Origin of the sequence: Xanthomonas nasturtii (assembly GCF_001660815.1) — a bacterium.
Lineage (GTDB): Bacteria > Pseudomonadota > Gammaproteobacteria > Xanthomonadales > Xanthomonadaceae > Xanthomonas > Xanthomonas nasturtii.
Genome location: NZ_LYMI01000024.1, coordinates 22,773 through 38,704 on the forward strand (window position 1 = coordinate 22,773; position 15,932 = coordinate 38,704).

Annotated in this window: 8 protein-coding genes and 1 pseudogene; 4 read left to right on the top strand and 5 right to left on the bottom strand. The window is 64.1% G+C overall.

Annotated features, from left to right (window positions below):
* Window positions 1-60: 60 nt before the first annotated feature.
* Entirely contained in the window at window positions 61-756 is a 696-nt protein-coding gene (locus A7D16_RS10610) for an AIM24 family protein (RefSeq protein ID WP_064632448.1), read from the bottom strand.
* A 280-nt stretch (window positions 757-1,036) separates the two neighbouring features.
* Here A7D16_RS10610 and A7D16_RS22500 point away from each other — a divergent pair, with 280 nt between their 5' ends.
* Window positions 1,037-2,545 (top strand): type III effector, encoded by a 1,509-nt coding sequence (locus A7D16_RS22500; protein ID WP_204377173.1) that lies wholly within the window; start codon window positions 1,037-1,039, stop codon window positions 2,543-2,545.
* Between the two features lie 50 nt (window positions 2,546-2,595).
* On the opposite strand, the gene treA is transcribed toward A7D16_RS22500, so the two are convergent.
* Window positions 2,596-4,269: an alpha,alpha-trehalase TreA gene (treA, locus tag A7D16_RS10615; RefSeq protein ID WP_064632450.1), complete on the bottom strand. Its 1,674-nt coding sequence runs from the start codon at window positions 4,267-4,269 to the stop codon at window positions 2,596-2,598.
* 600 nt (window positions 4,270-4,869) lie between these two features.
* Between treA and A7D16_RS10620 the strand changes: the two genes are divergently transcribed.
* Window positions 4,870-5,868, top strand: a complete 999-nt coding sequence (locus tag A7D16_RS10620) for a hypothetical protein (protein WP_064632452.1) — start codon at window positions 4,870-4,872, stop codon at window positions 5,866-5,868.
* Window positions 5,869-5,968: 100 nt separating this feature from the next.
* Here the strand turns inward: A7D16_RS10620 and A7D16_RS10625 are convergent, their stop codons facing one another.
* On the bottom strand, window positions 5,969-6,898 hold the full coding sequence (locus tag A7D16_RS10625) for a GAF domain-containing protein (protein ID WP_064632457.1): 930 nt from the start codon (window positions 6,896-6,898) through the stop codon (window positions 5,969-5,971).
* Window positions 6,899-7,299: 401 nt separating this feature from the next.
* Between A7D16_RS10625 and A7D16_RS24465 the strand changes: the two are divergent.
* Window positions 7,300-7,386: pseudogene (locus A7D16_RS24465) on the top strand (FtsW/RodA/SpoVE family cell cycle protein); the annotation flags it as partial.
* Between the two features lie 66 nt (window positions 7,387-7,452).
* On the opposite strand, the gene A7D16_RS10630 reads toward A7D16_RS24465, so the two are convergent.
* Window positions 7,453-10,332, bottom strand: a complete 2,880-nt coding sequence (locus A7D16_RS10630) for a M16 family metallopeptidase (RefSeq protein ID WP_064632459.1) — start codon at window positions 10,330-10,332, stop codon at window positions 7,453-7,455.
* A 280-nt stretch (window positions 10,333-10,612) separates the two neighbouring features.
* Here A7D16_RS10630 and A7D16_RS10635 point away from each other — a divergent pair, with 280 nt between their 5' ends.
* On the top strand, window positions 10,613-13,231 hold the full coding sequence (locus A7D16_RS10635) for a PAS domain S-box protein (protein WP_239686987.1): 2,619 nt from the start codon (window positions 10,613-10,615) through the stop codon (window positions 13,229-13,231).
* Window positions 13,232-13,689: 458 nt separating this feature from the next.
* Here the strand turns inward: A7D16_RS10635 and A7D16_RS10640 are convergent, their stop codons facing one another.
* Window positions 13,690-15,843, bottom strand: a complete 2,154-nt coding sequence (locus A7D16_RS10640; RefSeq protein ID WP_064632464.1) for a methyl-accepting chemotaxis protein — start codon at window positions 15,841-15,843, stop codon at window positions 13,690-13,692.
* Window positions 15,844-15,932 lie beyond the last annotated feature (89 nt).

Genomic DNA, 15,932 nt, shown 5'->3' on the forward strand with positions numbered 1-15,932 from the left:
GCATGACGTCGGTGCCAGTCAGTTGCCCGGCCACGCAGCGCGCAGCCGGGCACGACAGCATCAGCCCTTGGCCTGAAAACTGGCTTCTTCGTAGGGCTGCACCACCACCCAGCCTTCGCCGGCAAAGCGCATCTGCAGGCTTTCGCCCGAGCCGCGGCCGAACAGCGTGCCGATCGACACGTCGGTGACCAGCTCCGGGGTCAGCGTGCCCGACCAGGCGACGGTGGCGTTGGGGTCGGTGAACACCGGGCCGCTGGCAGCGGTGACCGGCAGGGTCAGCGGCTCGTAATGCGAGGTGATCGCCACGATGCCGTGGCCGCTCAGGCGCACGTTGAACAGGCCGCCGGACAGCATGCCGGCCACTTTGCGCATCATGCTGATCTTGTGCTCGACGCCCGACTCGAACGCCAGCACGTCGTTGCCGTTGACGAAGATCGCCTCGCCATTCAGGCGCAGCAGCGTGACCAGCTTGCCGAGGTCGGCCAGATACACGCGGCCCTGGCCTTCGGCCTTCATCAGCTGCATGCCTTCGCCGCTGACGGCTTTTTTCAGCAGATTGCCCAGGCCCTGCTCCAGCAGTCCCTCGCGGGTGAACTTGACGTTGCCGGTGCGCGCCACCATGGCGCCGGCCTTGGACCACGCCATGCCGTTGAGGCGCACTTCCAGCAGGTGCGGGTTTTCCAGTTCGAACGGATCGGGGCTGACGTCCTTTTCCTTGGAATGGGCGAGAAATTCGTTGAGCGTGCGTACGGCCATGGGTCCGTCCTGGAGTGAAAGAGTGCGCATGATACGCGGCGGTTCGATGAGGCGCCTGCGTTCGTAGACTCCGACGCAAAGAATGCAGGCCATCTCGACGGCGCAGAGCCGAGTACGTTCGCTCAACTTGATGAATTTGCGCATGCAATGGCACATTTCTACGTGGGAGATTTATTCTTTATTCGCTGATCTATTATTACGCGGATCACAACAATTTTAATTATCGGGTTAATAACTTAGGTAATATATTATGGATATTAGAAATAGCCATCAGAGGTCTATGAATTTTTCCAATGCTACTGAAGGTATTGTTAGCGATGCATCTTCTTCCTCAGCCGAAGGCCTTCCTGGCAAGGATTTAAATTCTGACAAATCTCATTTTGAAGGTCTAGGTACTGCTCCCAGACGTGCATCTCCTGGCTATTCTGAAAGTCGCACGGTGCAATTAAAGGGCGGATTAAGCGGTAAGCAGCACTGTGATCTTCATTCAGAAAAAAAGCGTGTCAATTGGACTCAGGCTTCTGGAGTTTTCGGTAAAATCGGACACAAGATTGAATCCTTATTGGGTATGCGGGATCCCGAATCTCGCGTTCAGGCTTTCGTCGCATTTATGGCTGATGGAAACGGTCGGCCGGGTGCAACGATGCTCGATCTAGGCGATGGCTGGATGAGGGCTACGCGTGTTGTCAATGAAAAAACAGCCTTGATCGACTTCCGCTGCGACGAAGATGGACAAGTGGTAGATGCACGACATCCCGGTAAGTTCCCGCTGCTCCCAGAAGGAAAAAGGCGGGAAGCCTTTGAGACAGTACTTCAGGAGCTAAAATTTAGAGGTACTGATGTACTGCGTAGTGTTCCTGTGTATTACGTCAACAGGAATACGCGGGGTTACGTGATTCCTACGCATGGTTACATCGTCGCTGGTGACCCAGACCGGGGACGTAAAAGCGGTGCGACTTTATATGGAGTTGGGGGCGATCCGAAACGTGGCCCTGTTGTTCTCGATGACAAGCTGCTCGCTCGCCTTGTCGCTGGGGAAAATACGAAGGTCGGCTCCAAGTTGTCGGAGCCTATCCGGGCAGCGATTTCTGCACTAGCTGGTGAGTCCTTTGCTAGTCGCGAGGAATTTTACAATGCATATTCTCGAGTCAGGGGAGGGGAAGTCGATCAGTTGGTGCTGAATGCTGAGATTTCTTCCATATATCGTCTTTTGCCCAAGTCTACGATGGAAATGTGGCCAAAAATTTCCGATGATTACCGAGCCGCAAAGCCAGCCGCACCCGAGCGGGATCTTAGAGCGTTTGAGAGCTTTCCCAAAGATATCCGGCGCAAGGTTAGGCTGAAGCAAATACGTGAGGTAGATAGTATTGACTTATTAGAAGCCAAGCGACAATTCATGCTTCATCGTCTTTACCAGGACGAGCTGCTGGGTCGCGATGGAAGCGGGGTCCCCTCTGAACTCTCTAAACCGAGAGCTACCCCCCAGATTCGTGATCATCTGGTCGCATCCACCCCAAGATTTAAGCGGCTGCCACCTCATCAATCTGACAAGGTAGGAAACTGCAATGCCGGTGCATCATCTCTTTTGCAGCGAGCGGTAGACAAATATGCTGAAAAGAATGACTCAATTCCAGAAAAAGTATCTGCAGCTAGTGTTTTCGGTATTGGTTCGGGTCATCGACTAGCTATATGGGATCCACTGAAAGTCTCGTCTAATCAAAAATCTCTGGGGCCACTGACAAGGACACCAGAAGAACCTGAGACTGATGTGGGTACATCCGGTGGATAGCCGAACTGTTTGCTTCCCACCCTCTCTACAAGGAGGGTGGGTCCAGACATTCAGCGCGTTGCCGCTTCGGGCTTGCGCACGCGCCTTGCCGGCGCCGCCTTGGCCGCCTTGCCTGGATACAAGTTCAACAGCATCAAGGTGACGCCATTTGTCCAGCCGAAGCCGTCCTGCAGGGCGTATTCGCCACCGCCGCCGCCGGCTGCATCGGTTTCCAGGCCGTATTTTTCGACCAGCTTGTGTTCGCGTGCGAACAGCGCCTGTACCTGGGCGAGGAAGCGTTCGCCGATGGTGCGTGCCAGCGCGTCTTCGCCATAGCGGCGCAGGCCGTCCACGGCCACCCATTGCAGCGGCGCCCAGCCGTTGGGTTCGTCCCATTGCTGGCCGGTCTTCACTGCGGTGGTGGCCAGGCCGCCCGGGCGCAGCAGCGTTTTGCGCACGGTGCCGGCAGTGCGCTTGGCGTGATCGTCCGACGCCAGACCGGCGAACAGCGGATACAGCGCCGCGGCGGTGACCTGGTCGCTCAGCGTGCGCGTCTGCCAGTCGTAGTCGGCGTAGTAGCCGGCCTTGTTCCACAGATGCGCGTCGAGGGCCTGCTTGCGCTGCTGCGCGAGCGCGGCGTAATCGCGCGTGCAGTCTGCGCCGGGTTGCGCGCAGGCCTGGGCCAGGGTGCGTTCCAGGTGGTAGAGCAGGCTGTTGAGGTCGATCGGGATGATGGCAGTGGTGCGGATGGTGCGCAGGTTCTGGCCGTCGGCCAGCCAGCGGCTGGTGTAGTCCCAGCCGCTCTCCGCACCGGCACGCAGGTCGCGGTAGACCTCGGCGGCCGGGCGATCGGTGACTTCGGCGGCGGTGCGGGTGTCGTGCAGCCAGGCTTCCGGGCGCGGCGTGTCGCGCTCGTCCCAATAACGGTTGAGCACACTGCCGTCGGCCAGGCGCACCACATGGCGCGCCGCCTGGCCGGGCTGCAGGTCATCGCTGCCCTGCATCCAGTAGGTGTATTCCTTTTGCAGTTGCGGCAGGTAACGCTGATACACCGCCTCGCCTTCCACGCCGGCCTGCAGCTCCACCATGTAGGAGAAGAACGGCGGTTGCGAGCGGCTGAGGTAGTAGGTGCGGTTGCCGTTGGGGATATGCCCGAAGGTGTCGATCAGGTAGGCGAAGTTGTCCAGCATCTGGCGGCTGAGCGTGGTCTCGCCGCTCTTCACCAGGCCCAGCATGGTGAAGTAGGAATCCCAGTAATACACCTCGCGGAAGCGCCCGCCCGGCACCACGTACGGGTGCGGTAGCGCCAGCAGGCTGCTGTGCGGCGGCACGTGGTTCTGGCTGCGCACCAGCTTGGGCCACAGCAGGTCGATGTGCTCGCGCAGCGCGGTGTCCTGGCGGATCGCGTCGGTCTGCACCGGCGGCGACTCTTCGAAATTGGCGTCCACGAACTTGCGCAGGTCGAAACCGGGGTGGTCGTGCTGGGCCAGATAGTCGGCGTTGATCAACGCCGGGTCGCGCAGCGGCAGGAAGTCGACGAAATGCTTCTGATCGTCGAACAGCTCGCCGCGCTGCACGGCCTGAAACAGTTCCGGGTAGGCCACATCGGGCGTGGGCGGCGTGGACGCCGGCGCGTTGACGACAGGAGTGTCCAGCGGCGCGGCAGTCAGCGTGCATGGCGCGACAAACATGCTCAGCGACAGGCCAAGCAGCGACGTGCAGCACGGGGGCGCGGCAGAACTCATGACATCTCCAGAACGGGCAGTGGCGTAGGGCATGGTAAACGACCGAAGTGGCGGGCGGGACCGGTCGAGGGTGCCGGCACGCCGACAGGCTTCGCGCGGAGACGACTGGATTCAGCAAGCTGATCCGGCGTGTTGCCGTCACTTGCATCAATCCAGCCGTATCGGCGCGGATCCAGGCAGCTTGAGCGATGCCGCATCAGCGTCCGTGCGCCCCGGTCGTTGCAAGCGGCGCGCCACAGGAAAGGTGACGGACTGTCGCCGCGCCCGCGATGCTGGCCGCCGATGCACGGCTCGACCAGACCACATGCCAGCGTGGGTGACATCATCAAGAATTCAGTGCTGCAGCGCATCCGGGTGCATCCGCAAGGCACCGTGGGCGCGCGTTCGCCGGCTGCGCTCAGTGGCCGTGCGATTCCCGCGTGCATACGTGCAGCCAATCCGCGTGCGCCCGCCTGCCGCGCAATGTGAATGGCGGCTGGCCCTTTCCGGCCAGACAACGAATTTCAAACGCGCGCCTGCGCTGCGCCCGCTAGATTTGCATGCCCCACACCGGGGTTCGGGTGTGGCATCCGCACTCTCATTTCATCGGTCTCCCGCATTGTGATTACCCGCAGGAAGGAAGCGCTTGTCCCGCATGTCGCCGCTGTCGCATGCACGGGCGCCATCCTGTTCTTTCTTGCCTGCCTGTTGCTGTACATGCCGCCGCCGCGCGAAACCGTGCAACACGACGACAGTTTGCAGGTGTATTTCGTGCCGCGGCCGCAACAGACGCCGCCGGCACCGCAGGAACCGCCGCAGGAGCCCGAGCGCAAACCGCGCGCTGCGGCGTCATCGGCTGCGCGCACGGCGCCGCCACCCACGCGTACCCCACCACCGCAGCGGCAGGTGGCGGCAGCCAATGCGCCCGCCAGCGACGCCATGGCGGCTCAGCTGTATACCCGCGAAGGACGGCTGCGCATGGCGCAGGTGGACCCGATGGCGCAGACCGGCAGCGCGGTGCCGCCGGGCATGACCGACGCGCGCGCGCAGGGCAAGGCGCGCAACGTGATGGAGCGGGTCAACCCGGTGCAGTACCAGGACACCCGCTTCGCCAAGGACTGGAAGAGCGACGGCACGCTGGGCGATGTGGCGATGCAGGAAATGAATCGCGGCATGAAGAAGTTCAACGACATGCTCAATGGGCCGCAGACCCAGGTTGCCAAGGCCCGCCCGCCGCCGGATGTGCGCTTCAATCCTGCGCTGGCCGGCAATCAGGCCGAAATGGGCAGCGAAGCGACCGGCGACGCGTACAAATCGGCGCCGATCGCGCACGAAACGCCGCCGGATCTCAAGGGCGAAGCCAGCCGCCGCATCCGCGAGGCCCTGGCGGCGCTGGAGCAACGCAGCGCGCGCTGCGACGCATCCAGGCGCACGTCGCTGCTATCGCCGGTGCGCACGCATCTGGGCGATCTGGAGCGTGCCGAGCACGCCTTGAACAACGGCGCCGACCCGGTGATGGCCGCGCAGATGTTGCCGCGCCAGGCCGACAGCGCCTATGACCTCGCCCGCCGCGCGCTGTGGTACGCGGACCGGCAATTGAAGCAGTGCGCGGTGGGGTGAGTGGTGGTGGCGCACTGACGCGTCAGCGGCTGGTGACCATGGCGATTGGAGAGCCAATCAGTCGGGCGAGGTGGGTGCGGGTACGGTTGCAAAGCAGTGCCTACGCCAGGCTCTGCCGGTAACGATCCTTCTCCGCGCTCAACGCAACCTCGGCGCGCAGAAAGACCTGGCCGATGGCCTCGTCCACGCTGGTGGATTGCGCTTCGCCCAACAACACTGTCAGGCCCAGCGCATGTTGCTGCTGGGCGATTTCGCGCAGGCGTTGCAGCGTGCGTTCGGCATCCGGGCCACGTAGCACGGCAATGAATTCCGCGCTGTCGGTGACGCGGTCGATGCTGTTGCCCGGCCCCTGCACCAGGGCGGCGAACGCCTGGTCGAGTTGCTGCAAGGTGCGACCAAGCAGGCGCTCGCTCTGGCGTTCGGCCAGTGCGGCCAATTCCTGCACTTCCAGTATCACCAGGTGGTAGCCGGTGTCGGCAACGGCCTGGCTGGCGACCGGGGCGGCCGGTTGCAGGATGGCATCGCGTTCGAGTTGCAGTTCGCGCTTGCGCTCGTCGAGCAGGCGCATGGCCACGCGCGCGAGCGCCTGCAGGCCGGTGCGTTGGATGTCGGTGAGCGTGCGTGGCTCGGTGTCGAGCACGCACACCGTGCCCAGTGCCACACCGTCGGAGGTGACCAGCGGCATGCCCGCATAGAAGCGCGCGCCGGTGTCGCCGGTGACCACCGAGATATCGGCAAACCGGCTGTCCTGGCGCAGGTCGGAGACTTCCATCAGCTGCTCGGGGCTGCGGATGGCGTGGTCGCACACTGCCTGGCTGCGGTCGGTCTTCTGCAGGCCCAGGCCCAACTGGGCCTTGAACCATTGGCGGTCGCGATCCACCAGCGACATCAGCGCAATCGGTGTGTCGCACAGGGAGGCTGCGACCTGCACGACGTCCTGATAGGTGTCCTCGGGCAGGCTGTCGACAATGCGATAGCCATCCAGGACCTGTTGGCGAGAGGCTTCGTCAGCCAGGGGCATGTCTTTCATCGAATAAGCCAGGCGAGCGCGAACGAGGAAGCCGCCAGGATACCGGCAGGGCCGGTAATGCGGCGTGGATGCGGCCGCACGCATGTGCGCGGCCTGGGAGAGAAGTGAAGGTGGCTCATAAGCAAACGACTCGTGTTCGGAAACGACTGGTGTTCGGAGAGGAATCGAACAGCGCAACCTGCAGGCACGCGTGGCAATGAAGATGCGCGTACCGGCTACGCCCGCCGGATCGCGATCCGGCAAGTAGATCGCGCGACAGGATCGCGCTGCGCGCTGATGCGCGAGCTGTGCCCTGGCTCCGTCGAACCCGATTGCGGGCGCTGACCAGAATTGGTTGCAGCGGCGACACTGCGCCGCAGCTGCCGAAATTCCCGACAACCGCGGCCATCGCGTCAACGCGTACACCGTGTCTGGCCCTGCCCCTGATCTCCTCCGGCGGTTCGTCGGTGCTGATGACCTGCGTGGCGATGGGCTTGCTGCTGCGCGTGTATCGCCCCGTGCCCGGGTTGGCACCGGGCGCGCCGCACGCAGCGCACCCGGTGCGACAGGCAGGATCAGCGCTTGACCGGCTTGCCGTCCACGTCCAGCACCTGCACCTCGCCCAGCTTGAGCGCACGCACCGGGGCTTCGATCTTCTTCAGGTCGCCCACGATCACCCAGGTCATCGCGTTGGGCGCGATGATCTGCTTGATGGCGGTCTGCGCGGCCGGCTGGTCGATCGCTTCCAGGCGCGGCTTGAGCGTCTGCACGTAATCATCGGGGCGGTCGAACTGCACCATGCCTTCGATCGCACCCAGCACCGCGCCAGTGGTTTCGAAGCTGCCGGGCAGGGCGCGGATGCGCTGGTTCTTGATCTTCTCGATCTCCTCGGTGGTCAGCGGCTTGTCGCCGATGATCGCGGTGGCCTCCTTGAGGATCTCGTTGGCCGACTCGGCAGTCTTGTCGGTCTGCACCGGCGCGGAGAACATGTACGGCCGCTGGCCCTGCGCATCCAGCATGCGGGTGCCGGCGCCGTAGGCCCAGCGCTTGTTTTCGCGCAGGTTCATGTTCAGGCGCGAGGTGAAGGTGCCGCCAAAGGCGCCATTGGCCACGCCGATCGCCAGGTTGTCCGGCGCCTTGGTGGACGGTGCGAGCAGGCCGGCCAGAATCACCGACTGCGGCGCATCCGGGCGGTTGATCAGATACACGCGCGGCTTGGGCTGCGCAGCGACATCGGCCAGGTTCTTCTTCGGCAACGGCGTGCTGGGTGCCTTCCAGTCGCCGAAGGCAGCATCGAGCTGCGGGATGATCTGCGCCAGCGTGGTATCGCCGGCCACCAGGATGCGCAGGTTGTCCGGGCGCAGCCACTGGCTGTGGAAGGCCTGCAGGTCCTTGGCGTTGAGGCTCTTGATCGCCGCCTCGGTGCCGCTGCCGGTGAGTGGGATGCCATACGGATGATTCTGGCCGAACAACAACGGTGGCAACGCACGCAGCGCCAGGCTGTTGGGCTGGGTCTTTTCCTGTGCAATGCCGGCCAGCCACTGGCCGCGGATGCGCTCGATGTCGGCAGCCTTGAACGCCGGGTTGCGCACGATGTCGGAGAACAGCTGCAGCGAGGGCTGCAACTGGTCGTTGAGGGCATTGAGCGAGGCGCTGCAGCTATCCAGATCGCAGCCGACGCCGGTAATCGCGCCCAGGCGCTGCTTGCGCTGGGCGACTTCCACCGAATCCAGCGCGGCAGTGCTTTCGTTCATCAGCGCGGCGCTGAAGCTGGCGGTACCGAGCTTGCTGCCCTGGTCGGCGGCATAACCGGCGTCGAACAGCAACTCGACCTGGGTGACCGGAATGGTGTGGCGCTCGGCCAGGACCACCTCGATGCCGTTCTTCAACTTGCCGCGCTGCAGTTTGGGGAAGCTCAGGTCGGGGAACTGGGTGGTTTTGGGCACCCCCTTGCTGCGATCCACGTTGGAAGCGGCGACGGTGTACTTGCCTGCGGCCGGCAGCTTTGGCGCCGGCTTGCCGGCTTCTTCGCCACGCGCAACCACGGCCTTGTCTTCGGCGGCCGGGTCGAAGTTTTTGCCGGCCGGCAGCACGGTCAGCAGGTAGTCGCCCTTGCCGAACCAAGTGGCCGACGCCTGCTTGATGCTGTCCACGGTGGCGGCCTGGCCGCGCTGCAGATCCTGCTTGTAGGCGCCCGGGTCGCCGCGGTAGACCTGGCCCTCGGCCAGGATCACCGCCTTGCCACCGAAGCCGCCGACCTTTTCCAGCCCGCGCACGAAGCCGGCGCGGTAGGCCACCTGCGCGCGCTGCAATTCGTCGGCGGTCGGGCCTTGGGCGATGAACTTCTTGAGCTCTTCGTCGATGATCGCCTCGACCTTGGCCGGGTCCACGCCGTCCTTCACGTCGGCCTGGATCTGCACCTGGCTGGACAACGCAAACGGCTGCACCGACGCGGACACGTCATCGACCAGCTTGTCCTGGTAGACCAGGCGCTGATACAGCCGCGAGGTCTTGCCGCCGCCCAGCACGGTGGTGGCCAGATCCAGCTGGATCATGTCGTCGGTGCCCAACTGCGGCGCGGCCCAGGTACGGTAGATGCGCGGCTGCGAGACATGGTCCTGCTGCACGCCACGCTTCTGCGCGGCCAGCGGGGTCACCCACGGCTGCTGGCGCGCCACCGGCTTGCCGGACGGGATGTCGCCGAAATACTGCAGCGCCTTGGCACGCGCCTGCGCCACGGTGATGTCGCCGGCCAGCACCAGGGTGGTGTTGGCGGCGCCGTAATTGTCGTTGAACCACTGTTTGACGTCGGCCAGCGAGGCCGCGTCCAGGTCTTCCATCGAGCCGATGGTGTCGTGCTGGTAGGGGTGGTTGGCCGGGAACAGGTTGGACAGGATGTTCTGGTCCACGCGGCCATACGGGCGGTTCTCGCCCTGGCGCTTTTCGTTCTGTACCACGCCGCGCTGGGTGTCGAGTTCCTGCTGGCCGATGGCGCCGAGCAGGTGGCCCATGCGGTCCGATTCCAGCCATAGCGCGGTGTCCAGCGCGGTGGTCGGCACGGTTTCGAAATAGTTGGTGCGGTCGAACCAGGTGGTGCCGTTCATGTCGGTGGTGCCGACCTGTTCCAGCGGCGCAAAGAAACTGCCCTTGTTGTTCTCCGAGCCGGAGAACATCAGGTGCTCGAACAGATGCGCAAAACCGGTCTTGCCGGCCGGCTCGTCGCCCGAACCGATGTGGTACCAGATGCTCACCGCCACCACCGGTGCCTTGTGGTCTTCGTGCACCACCACGGTCAGGCCGTTGGGCAGGGTGAAGCGGGTGTAGGCGATGTCGGGAATGGCGCTGCTGGCCGCGCTCCTGGACAGGCTGGCCGGGGCGGCAGCGACGGCGGGGGCAACGGTACCGGCGGCGACACCAAGCGCACCGGCGATCAACAGGGACAGCGGACGCAGCATGTGACACTCCAGAGCAGGGGGCAATCGGCCGAGGGTAGTGGCTGCTTGGCAGCGCCGCAAATGCTGTTGGGCACGGGGTGGGGCAGGCGGCCGTGACTGCGGTGAAGGGGCCATGGCGGCAACACCTCGGTCGCCTGGCACGGATGCCGGCTTGCTGGTTCGGCCGCTGCGGCCCTCTCGCGCATGTCGACACCATCTTCAAGGCTGCAAGCGAGCACGGCCGGGCCCGCTCAAGTTGATCGTCGCCTCGCCGTTACCTGGGGCGACCTACCTTGCCCAGATGCCGAACACCGACCACGTCATGACCGTCCTGTTGCCGCCCGTACCGATTCCCGCCGACGACGCCTTGCGCGTGGACGCGGTGCGCCGGTTGGGAATGCTGGACACCGAGGCCGAGCCCGAGTTCGACGATATCGCCTGGCTGGCGGCGCATGTCGCCGGCGCCTCGATGGCAATGGTGTCCTTGCTCGATGCCGACCGCCAATGGTTCAAGGCGCGCTGCGGTACCGATCTGGAGGGCACCCCGCGCAGCGTGTCGTTTTGCTCGTACGCGGTGATGGGCAGTGAGCTGATGGAAGTGCCCGATGCCGCGGCCGACCCGCGCTTCGTCAACAACCCGCTGGTGACTGCTGCGCCGGGTGTGCGCTCGTACGTTGGCGTGCCGCTGATCGGGCGCGAAGGCTACGCCTACGGCACCTTGTGCACGCTCAGTACCGAATCGCGCTTGCTCGACGAACACCAGAAGCAGGCCTTGATCCGCCTCGCACGCCAGGCCGCCAACCAGCTCGAAGCGCGCCGCGACCGCCTCGATGCACAGGCGCAGCGGCAGACCTTGAGCATGTTGCTGGAAGCCATGTCCGACGGCGTGGTGGCCTGCGGCACCGACGGGCTACTGCGCGAGTTCAACCATGCCGCGCGGCAATGGCATGGCACCGACCCACGCGTGCTGCCACCGGCGCAATGGGCGCAGCATTTCGATCTTTATACGGCCGACGGCAACAACCTGTTGCCCACCGAGGCCATTCCGCTGTTGCGCGCCTGGCGCGGCGAACACGTGCGCAATGCCGAACTGGTGATCCGTGCCAACGGCCAGCCGGCGCGCAGCGTGCTGTGCAATGCGGACCCGGTGGTCGGCGACAAGGGCACACCGTTGGGCGCGGTGTGCGTCATGCACGACATCACCCAGCTCCGGGATGCATCGGCGGCGCTGTCTGCCGAGCGCGCGCGGCTGCAGGCGCTGGTGGATGCCTCGCAGGACGTGGCGATCATCGCCTTCGATCCGCAAGGGCGCATCGAGCTGTTCAATCCCGGTGCCGAACAACTGCTGGGGTACGCGGCCGATGAAGTGCTGGGCAGCTGTCCGGCGCAGTTCCATCTGCCGGCCGAGCTGGAGCGCCACATGGCCACGCTGGCGTTGTCGCCACCGTCGTACGTAAAACTGGCTGCGGCCGCCGCCGGCGATGTGCTGGCCGAAGAACTCTGGACGCTGGTGGGCAAGGACGGCGATCTGCGTCGCGTGCGGCTGTGTTTCAACGTCATCCAGGATGCGCAGCAGGGCCTGGCCGGGTATCTGGCGATGGCCATCGACGTGACCGCCGAATTGCAGGCGCAGGCCGCCGCGCAGCTGGCCGCCGAACGCTTCACCGGCGCCTTCGAAACCGCGCCGCAGGGCATGGCGATCGTCTCGCTGGACGGCGCCTGGCGCGACGTCAATCCATCCTTGTGCAGCATCCTCGGCTATCCGCGCGAGCAGTTGCTGCGCACGACCTTTCAACAGATCACCCATCCCGACGATCTGCAGATGGACCTGCAACTGGTACAGGACCTGATCGACGGCAAGCGCGATAGCTACAGCCTGGGCAAGCGTTACATCAGCCAGCAGGGCGCGGTGATCTGGGCGCAGTTGTCGGTGTCGCTGGTGCGCGATGGCAGCGGTGCGCCGGTGCATTTCGTCTCGCAGATCCAGGATGTCACCGAGCGCCATGTGGCCGCCGAGCGGTTGGCCGAAAGCGAAGCGCGCCTGCGTGCGATCAGCGACGCGACCCCGGCGCTGGTCAGCCAGTTCGATGCCAGCCAACGCTGCCTGTTCGCCAATGAAGCGCACCGCGATTGGTTGGGCGTCGAGCCGGCCAGCCTGGTCGGCTCGACGATCACGCGTCTGCTCGGCGCTCCGCTCGGTGCGGCCGCACGCACCGCATTGGCGCAAGTGGCCGAGGGGCAACGCGCCAGTTTCGAACATGTATTGCATGTGGGAAGCAGCGCGCGCGATGTCGAGATCACCCTGGTGCCGGAAACCGGGCGCATGCTGGCCGGCGCACACGGGTTTTTCCTCATGGCGCAGGACGTGACCGCACACAAGACACTGCACCGCCTGATGCACGAGCGCGCCACCCGCGATGCGCTGACCGGCCTGCCCAACCGTCACGCCTGGACCGAGGCGCTGCAGGCAGCAGTGCTGCAGGCGCAACAGTTGCAGCGTGCGGTGGCGGTGATGTTCCTGGATCTGGATGGCTTCAAACGGATCAACGATACCTATGGCCATCGCGCCGGCGATGCAGTGCTGGTGGAGTTCGGCCATTGCCTGCAACGCGCGGTGGAAGGCCGTTACCTGGTGGCGCGTCTGGCCGGCGATGAATTCGTGGTGCTGCTGGACAATCTACAAACGCCCGACGCCGACTGCGCACGGGTCGCCGATCGCATCCGTCATGCTGCCGCCGCTGGTGCCCTGTTCGGCGAGCAGCGGCTACCGATCCAGCCCAGCATCGGGGTTGCCTGGCAACACGGCGACCACGCCGACACTGCAAGCCTGATGCATGCGGCAGACGAGGCGATGTATGCGGCAAAAAATGCGCGCTGCAGCAAGGATGCCGCAATAAATGGCCGCGACGCTGCGCGTTGAAGTGAGCGGAAAGGCAGTTCCTTCTCCCTTCGGGACATTGTCCTCCTTCATGGAGGAGAAGGTGCCCGAAGGGCGGATGAGGGACGTCTGCCGATGGTGATGGCGGTCGCCCATCTTTTGACGAGCGATAAATACTTGTCGATTCCCGATTCCCGATTCAGCGCCGACTGTCGGTATGTATGCTTGTTCGTCGATGCATCTCTTCGTTTAGTAATGCATTGGTGCGTGCATTGACGCCTTCCGGCTACCGGGCACCCTCACCCCAACCCCTCTCCCGGCGGGAGAGGGGTCTTGGCACGCGTAGCTTCGCTATTCCTTCTCCCCCCCGGGAGAAGGTGCCCGAAGGGCGGATGAGGGTACGGATGCAGATGCATCTAAAGCGCTTGCTGATGCAGATTCGGCCTTCGGGCCACCCTCACCCCAACCCCTCTCCTGCAGTGAGAGGGGCTTAAGCATCATTAGGCTGCCTGCTCGGCCACTCGCCGCTTCGCATGCACCGGGGCCTGCGCCGGCACCAGCTGGAACACCGCCACCGCACGGGTCAGATCCGCGGCCTGGTCTTCCATGCTGCGCGCTGCCGCGGTGGCTTCTTCCACCAGTGCCGCGTTTTGCTGGGTCATTTCGTCCAGCTGCATCACCGTGGTGCTGACCTGTTCGATGCCGGCACTTTGTTCGGTACTGGCGGCGGTGATCTCGGCCATGATGTCGGTGACGCGCTTCACCGAGCTGACCACCTCGGTCATGGTGCTGCCCGCCTGTTGCACCAGGTTCGAGCCTTGCGCCACTTTCTCCACCGAATCGGAAATCAGCTGTTTGATTTCCTTGGCGGCACCTGCCGAGCGCTGCGCCAGTGCGCGTACTTCGGTGGCCACCACGGCAAAGCCGCGGCCTTGTTCGCCCGCGCGCGCCGCTTCCACGGCCGCATTCAACGCCAGGATATTGGTCTGGAAGGCGATGCCGTCGATGACGCCGATGATGTCGGAAATGCGCGCCGACGAGCGCGTGATCGCCTGCATGGTGCTCACCACTTCCTGCACCACGCGGCCACCGCTTTCGGCCACTTCGCCAGTGCCCTTGACCAACTGATTGGCCTGGCGCGCGTTGTCGGCGTTCTGGCGGACGGTGGATGTGAGTTCTTCCATCGAGGCGGCGGTTTCTTCCAGATTCGCAGCCTGATGTTCGGTACGCGTGGACAGATCGGCATTGCCGCTGGCGATCTCGCCTGCTGCGGTGTTGATCATCTCGGCCGAATGCTGGATGCCCTGCACGATGCTGGTCAATTGAATGGCGGTGCGGTTGGCCGCATCGGCCAGACGCCCGAACGCGCCTTCGTAATGCGACTCCACGCGCTGCGACAGATCGCCGTCGGCGATGGCGGCCATGATGCGGCCTACATCGTCCAGCCCGGCATCGGCCTGCTGCATCAGCCGGTTCAAGGCCTGCACCATTTCCGCAAACGCGAACTGGTAGCGGGCCTGCTCGCCACGCGCAGAGAAATCCCCGCGTGCAGCCGCATCGGCCAGACGCGCGATGTCGCTGTTGATGGCCGACAGATTCTCTTTGACGGTATCCAGCGCTTGATGCACGGCGGCGCGCTGGCCGGGCAGGCGACGCATGTCGCGGCGTAGATCGCCGCGGCCGTAGTCGCTCATCACGTCCATCGCTTCGTTGATGGCATCCAGATGTTCGAACACCACCGTGTTCACGCCGTGCGCCAGCGTGCCGTAATCGCCGGGGAAATCCTCCGGAATGCGGTGTGCGATGTTCTCGCCCTGCTGCAGCCGGATCATGGTCTGCATCTCGCCGTTGAAGCGCTGCAACTGGTTCTGCATCTGCTGCATGCTGTGCATCAGCTGGCCGGTTTCATCGCGCGATTCAACCCGGATGTCGTTGTCGAAGCGGCCCGAGGCAATCGCTTCCGCTGTGCGCGAGGCGGCACGCAGCGGCGCGGCCATGGCCGAGGCGATCAACCAGCACAGGCCGATCACCAGCGCCACCAATGCACCGCCGATCAAGGTCAAGGTGCGCGTGAATCCCCAGGCCTGCACTTGAATGTCTTCGGCATAGACGCCCATCACCAGCACCCATTTCCAGGCCGGGAAGGTCCTGGCGTAACTGATCTTGGGCAGCTGTTCTTTCTTGCCCGGCTTGGGTGCGTCGTAATAGCTGAAGCCGTCGCCGCTGTCGATGGCGGTCTTGATGTCGCGATACACGTATTGCCCGGCATCGCTCTTGTAGTCGCTCATGTCGGTACCGACGGCGCGCTTGGGATGCATCAGGATGCGCATCTGCGGGTCGACGATGAAGAAATAATCCACGCCATCGTTGGTGCGCATGTCCGCCAGCGTGGTGCGCGCCGCTTCCTTGGCCTGGTCCAGGCTCAGTTCACCGGCTTTGACCTTGTCGGCGTAGTGTTGCATCACGGTCAGGCCCATCTCCACCTCGGTCCTGACGCTGAGCTTGCGCGCCTCCACCAGGTCCAGATATTGCAGACGTGCGGCAGCCATCGCCAGCAGGATCACGCCCACCGTCAACAGCGTGCACAACAGCACGAACTTGCGAGTGAGCGGCAGATTGGCAACGTGACGACGTAACAGGGAGACAACGAGCATGGCAACGCCATCCAGAACGCGCCGAAGCGCATGTAATAGATAGCGGCTGATGCACGCAGGTGTTGAACACTATCTGCGGCAGCGCCTGC

Excerpts from the sequence above, each read along its gene's own strand:
- A7D16_RS22500 (WP_204377173.1), top strand. The coding sequence starts at position 1,037 with ATGAATTTTTCCAATGCTACTGAAGGTATTGTTAGCGATGCATCTTCT.
- A7D16_RS10625 (WP_064632457.1), bottom strand. The coding sequence starts at position 6,898 with ATGAAAGACATGCCCCTGGCTGACGAAGCCTCTCGCCAACAGGTCCTG.
- A7D16_RS10610 (WP_064632448.1), bottom strand. The coding sequence starts at position 756 with ATGGCCGTACGCACGCTCAACGAATTTCTCGCCCATTCCAAGGAAAAG.
- A7D16_RS10635 (WP_239686987.1), top strand. The coding sequence starts at position 10,613 with ATGCCGAACACCGACCACGTCATGACCGTCCTGTTGCCGCCCGTACCG.
- A7D16_RS10630 (WP_064632459.1), bottom strand. The coding sequence starts at position 10,332 with ATGCTGCGTCCGCTGTCCCTGTTGATCGCCGGTGCGCTTGGTGTCGCC.
- A7D16_RS10640 (WP_064632464.1), bottom strand. The coding sequence starts at position 15,843 with ATGCTCGTTGTCTCCCTGTTACGTCGTCACGTTGCCAATCTGCCGCTC.
- treA (WP_064632450.1), bottom strand. The coding sequence starts at position 4,269 with ATGAGTTCTGCCGCGCCCCCGTGCTGCACGTCGCTGCTTGGCCTGTCG.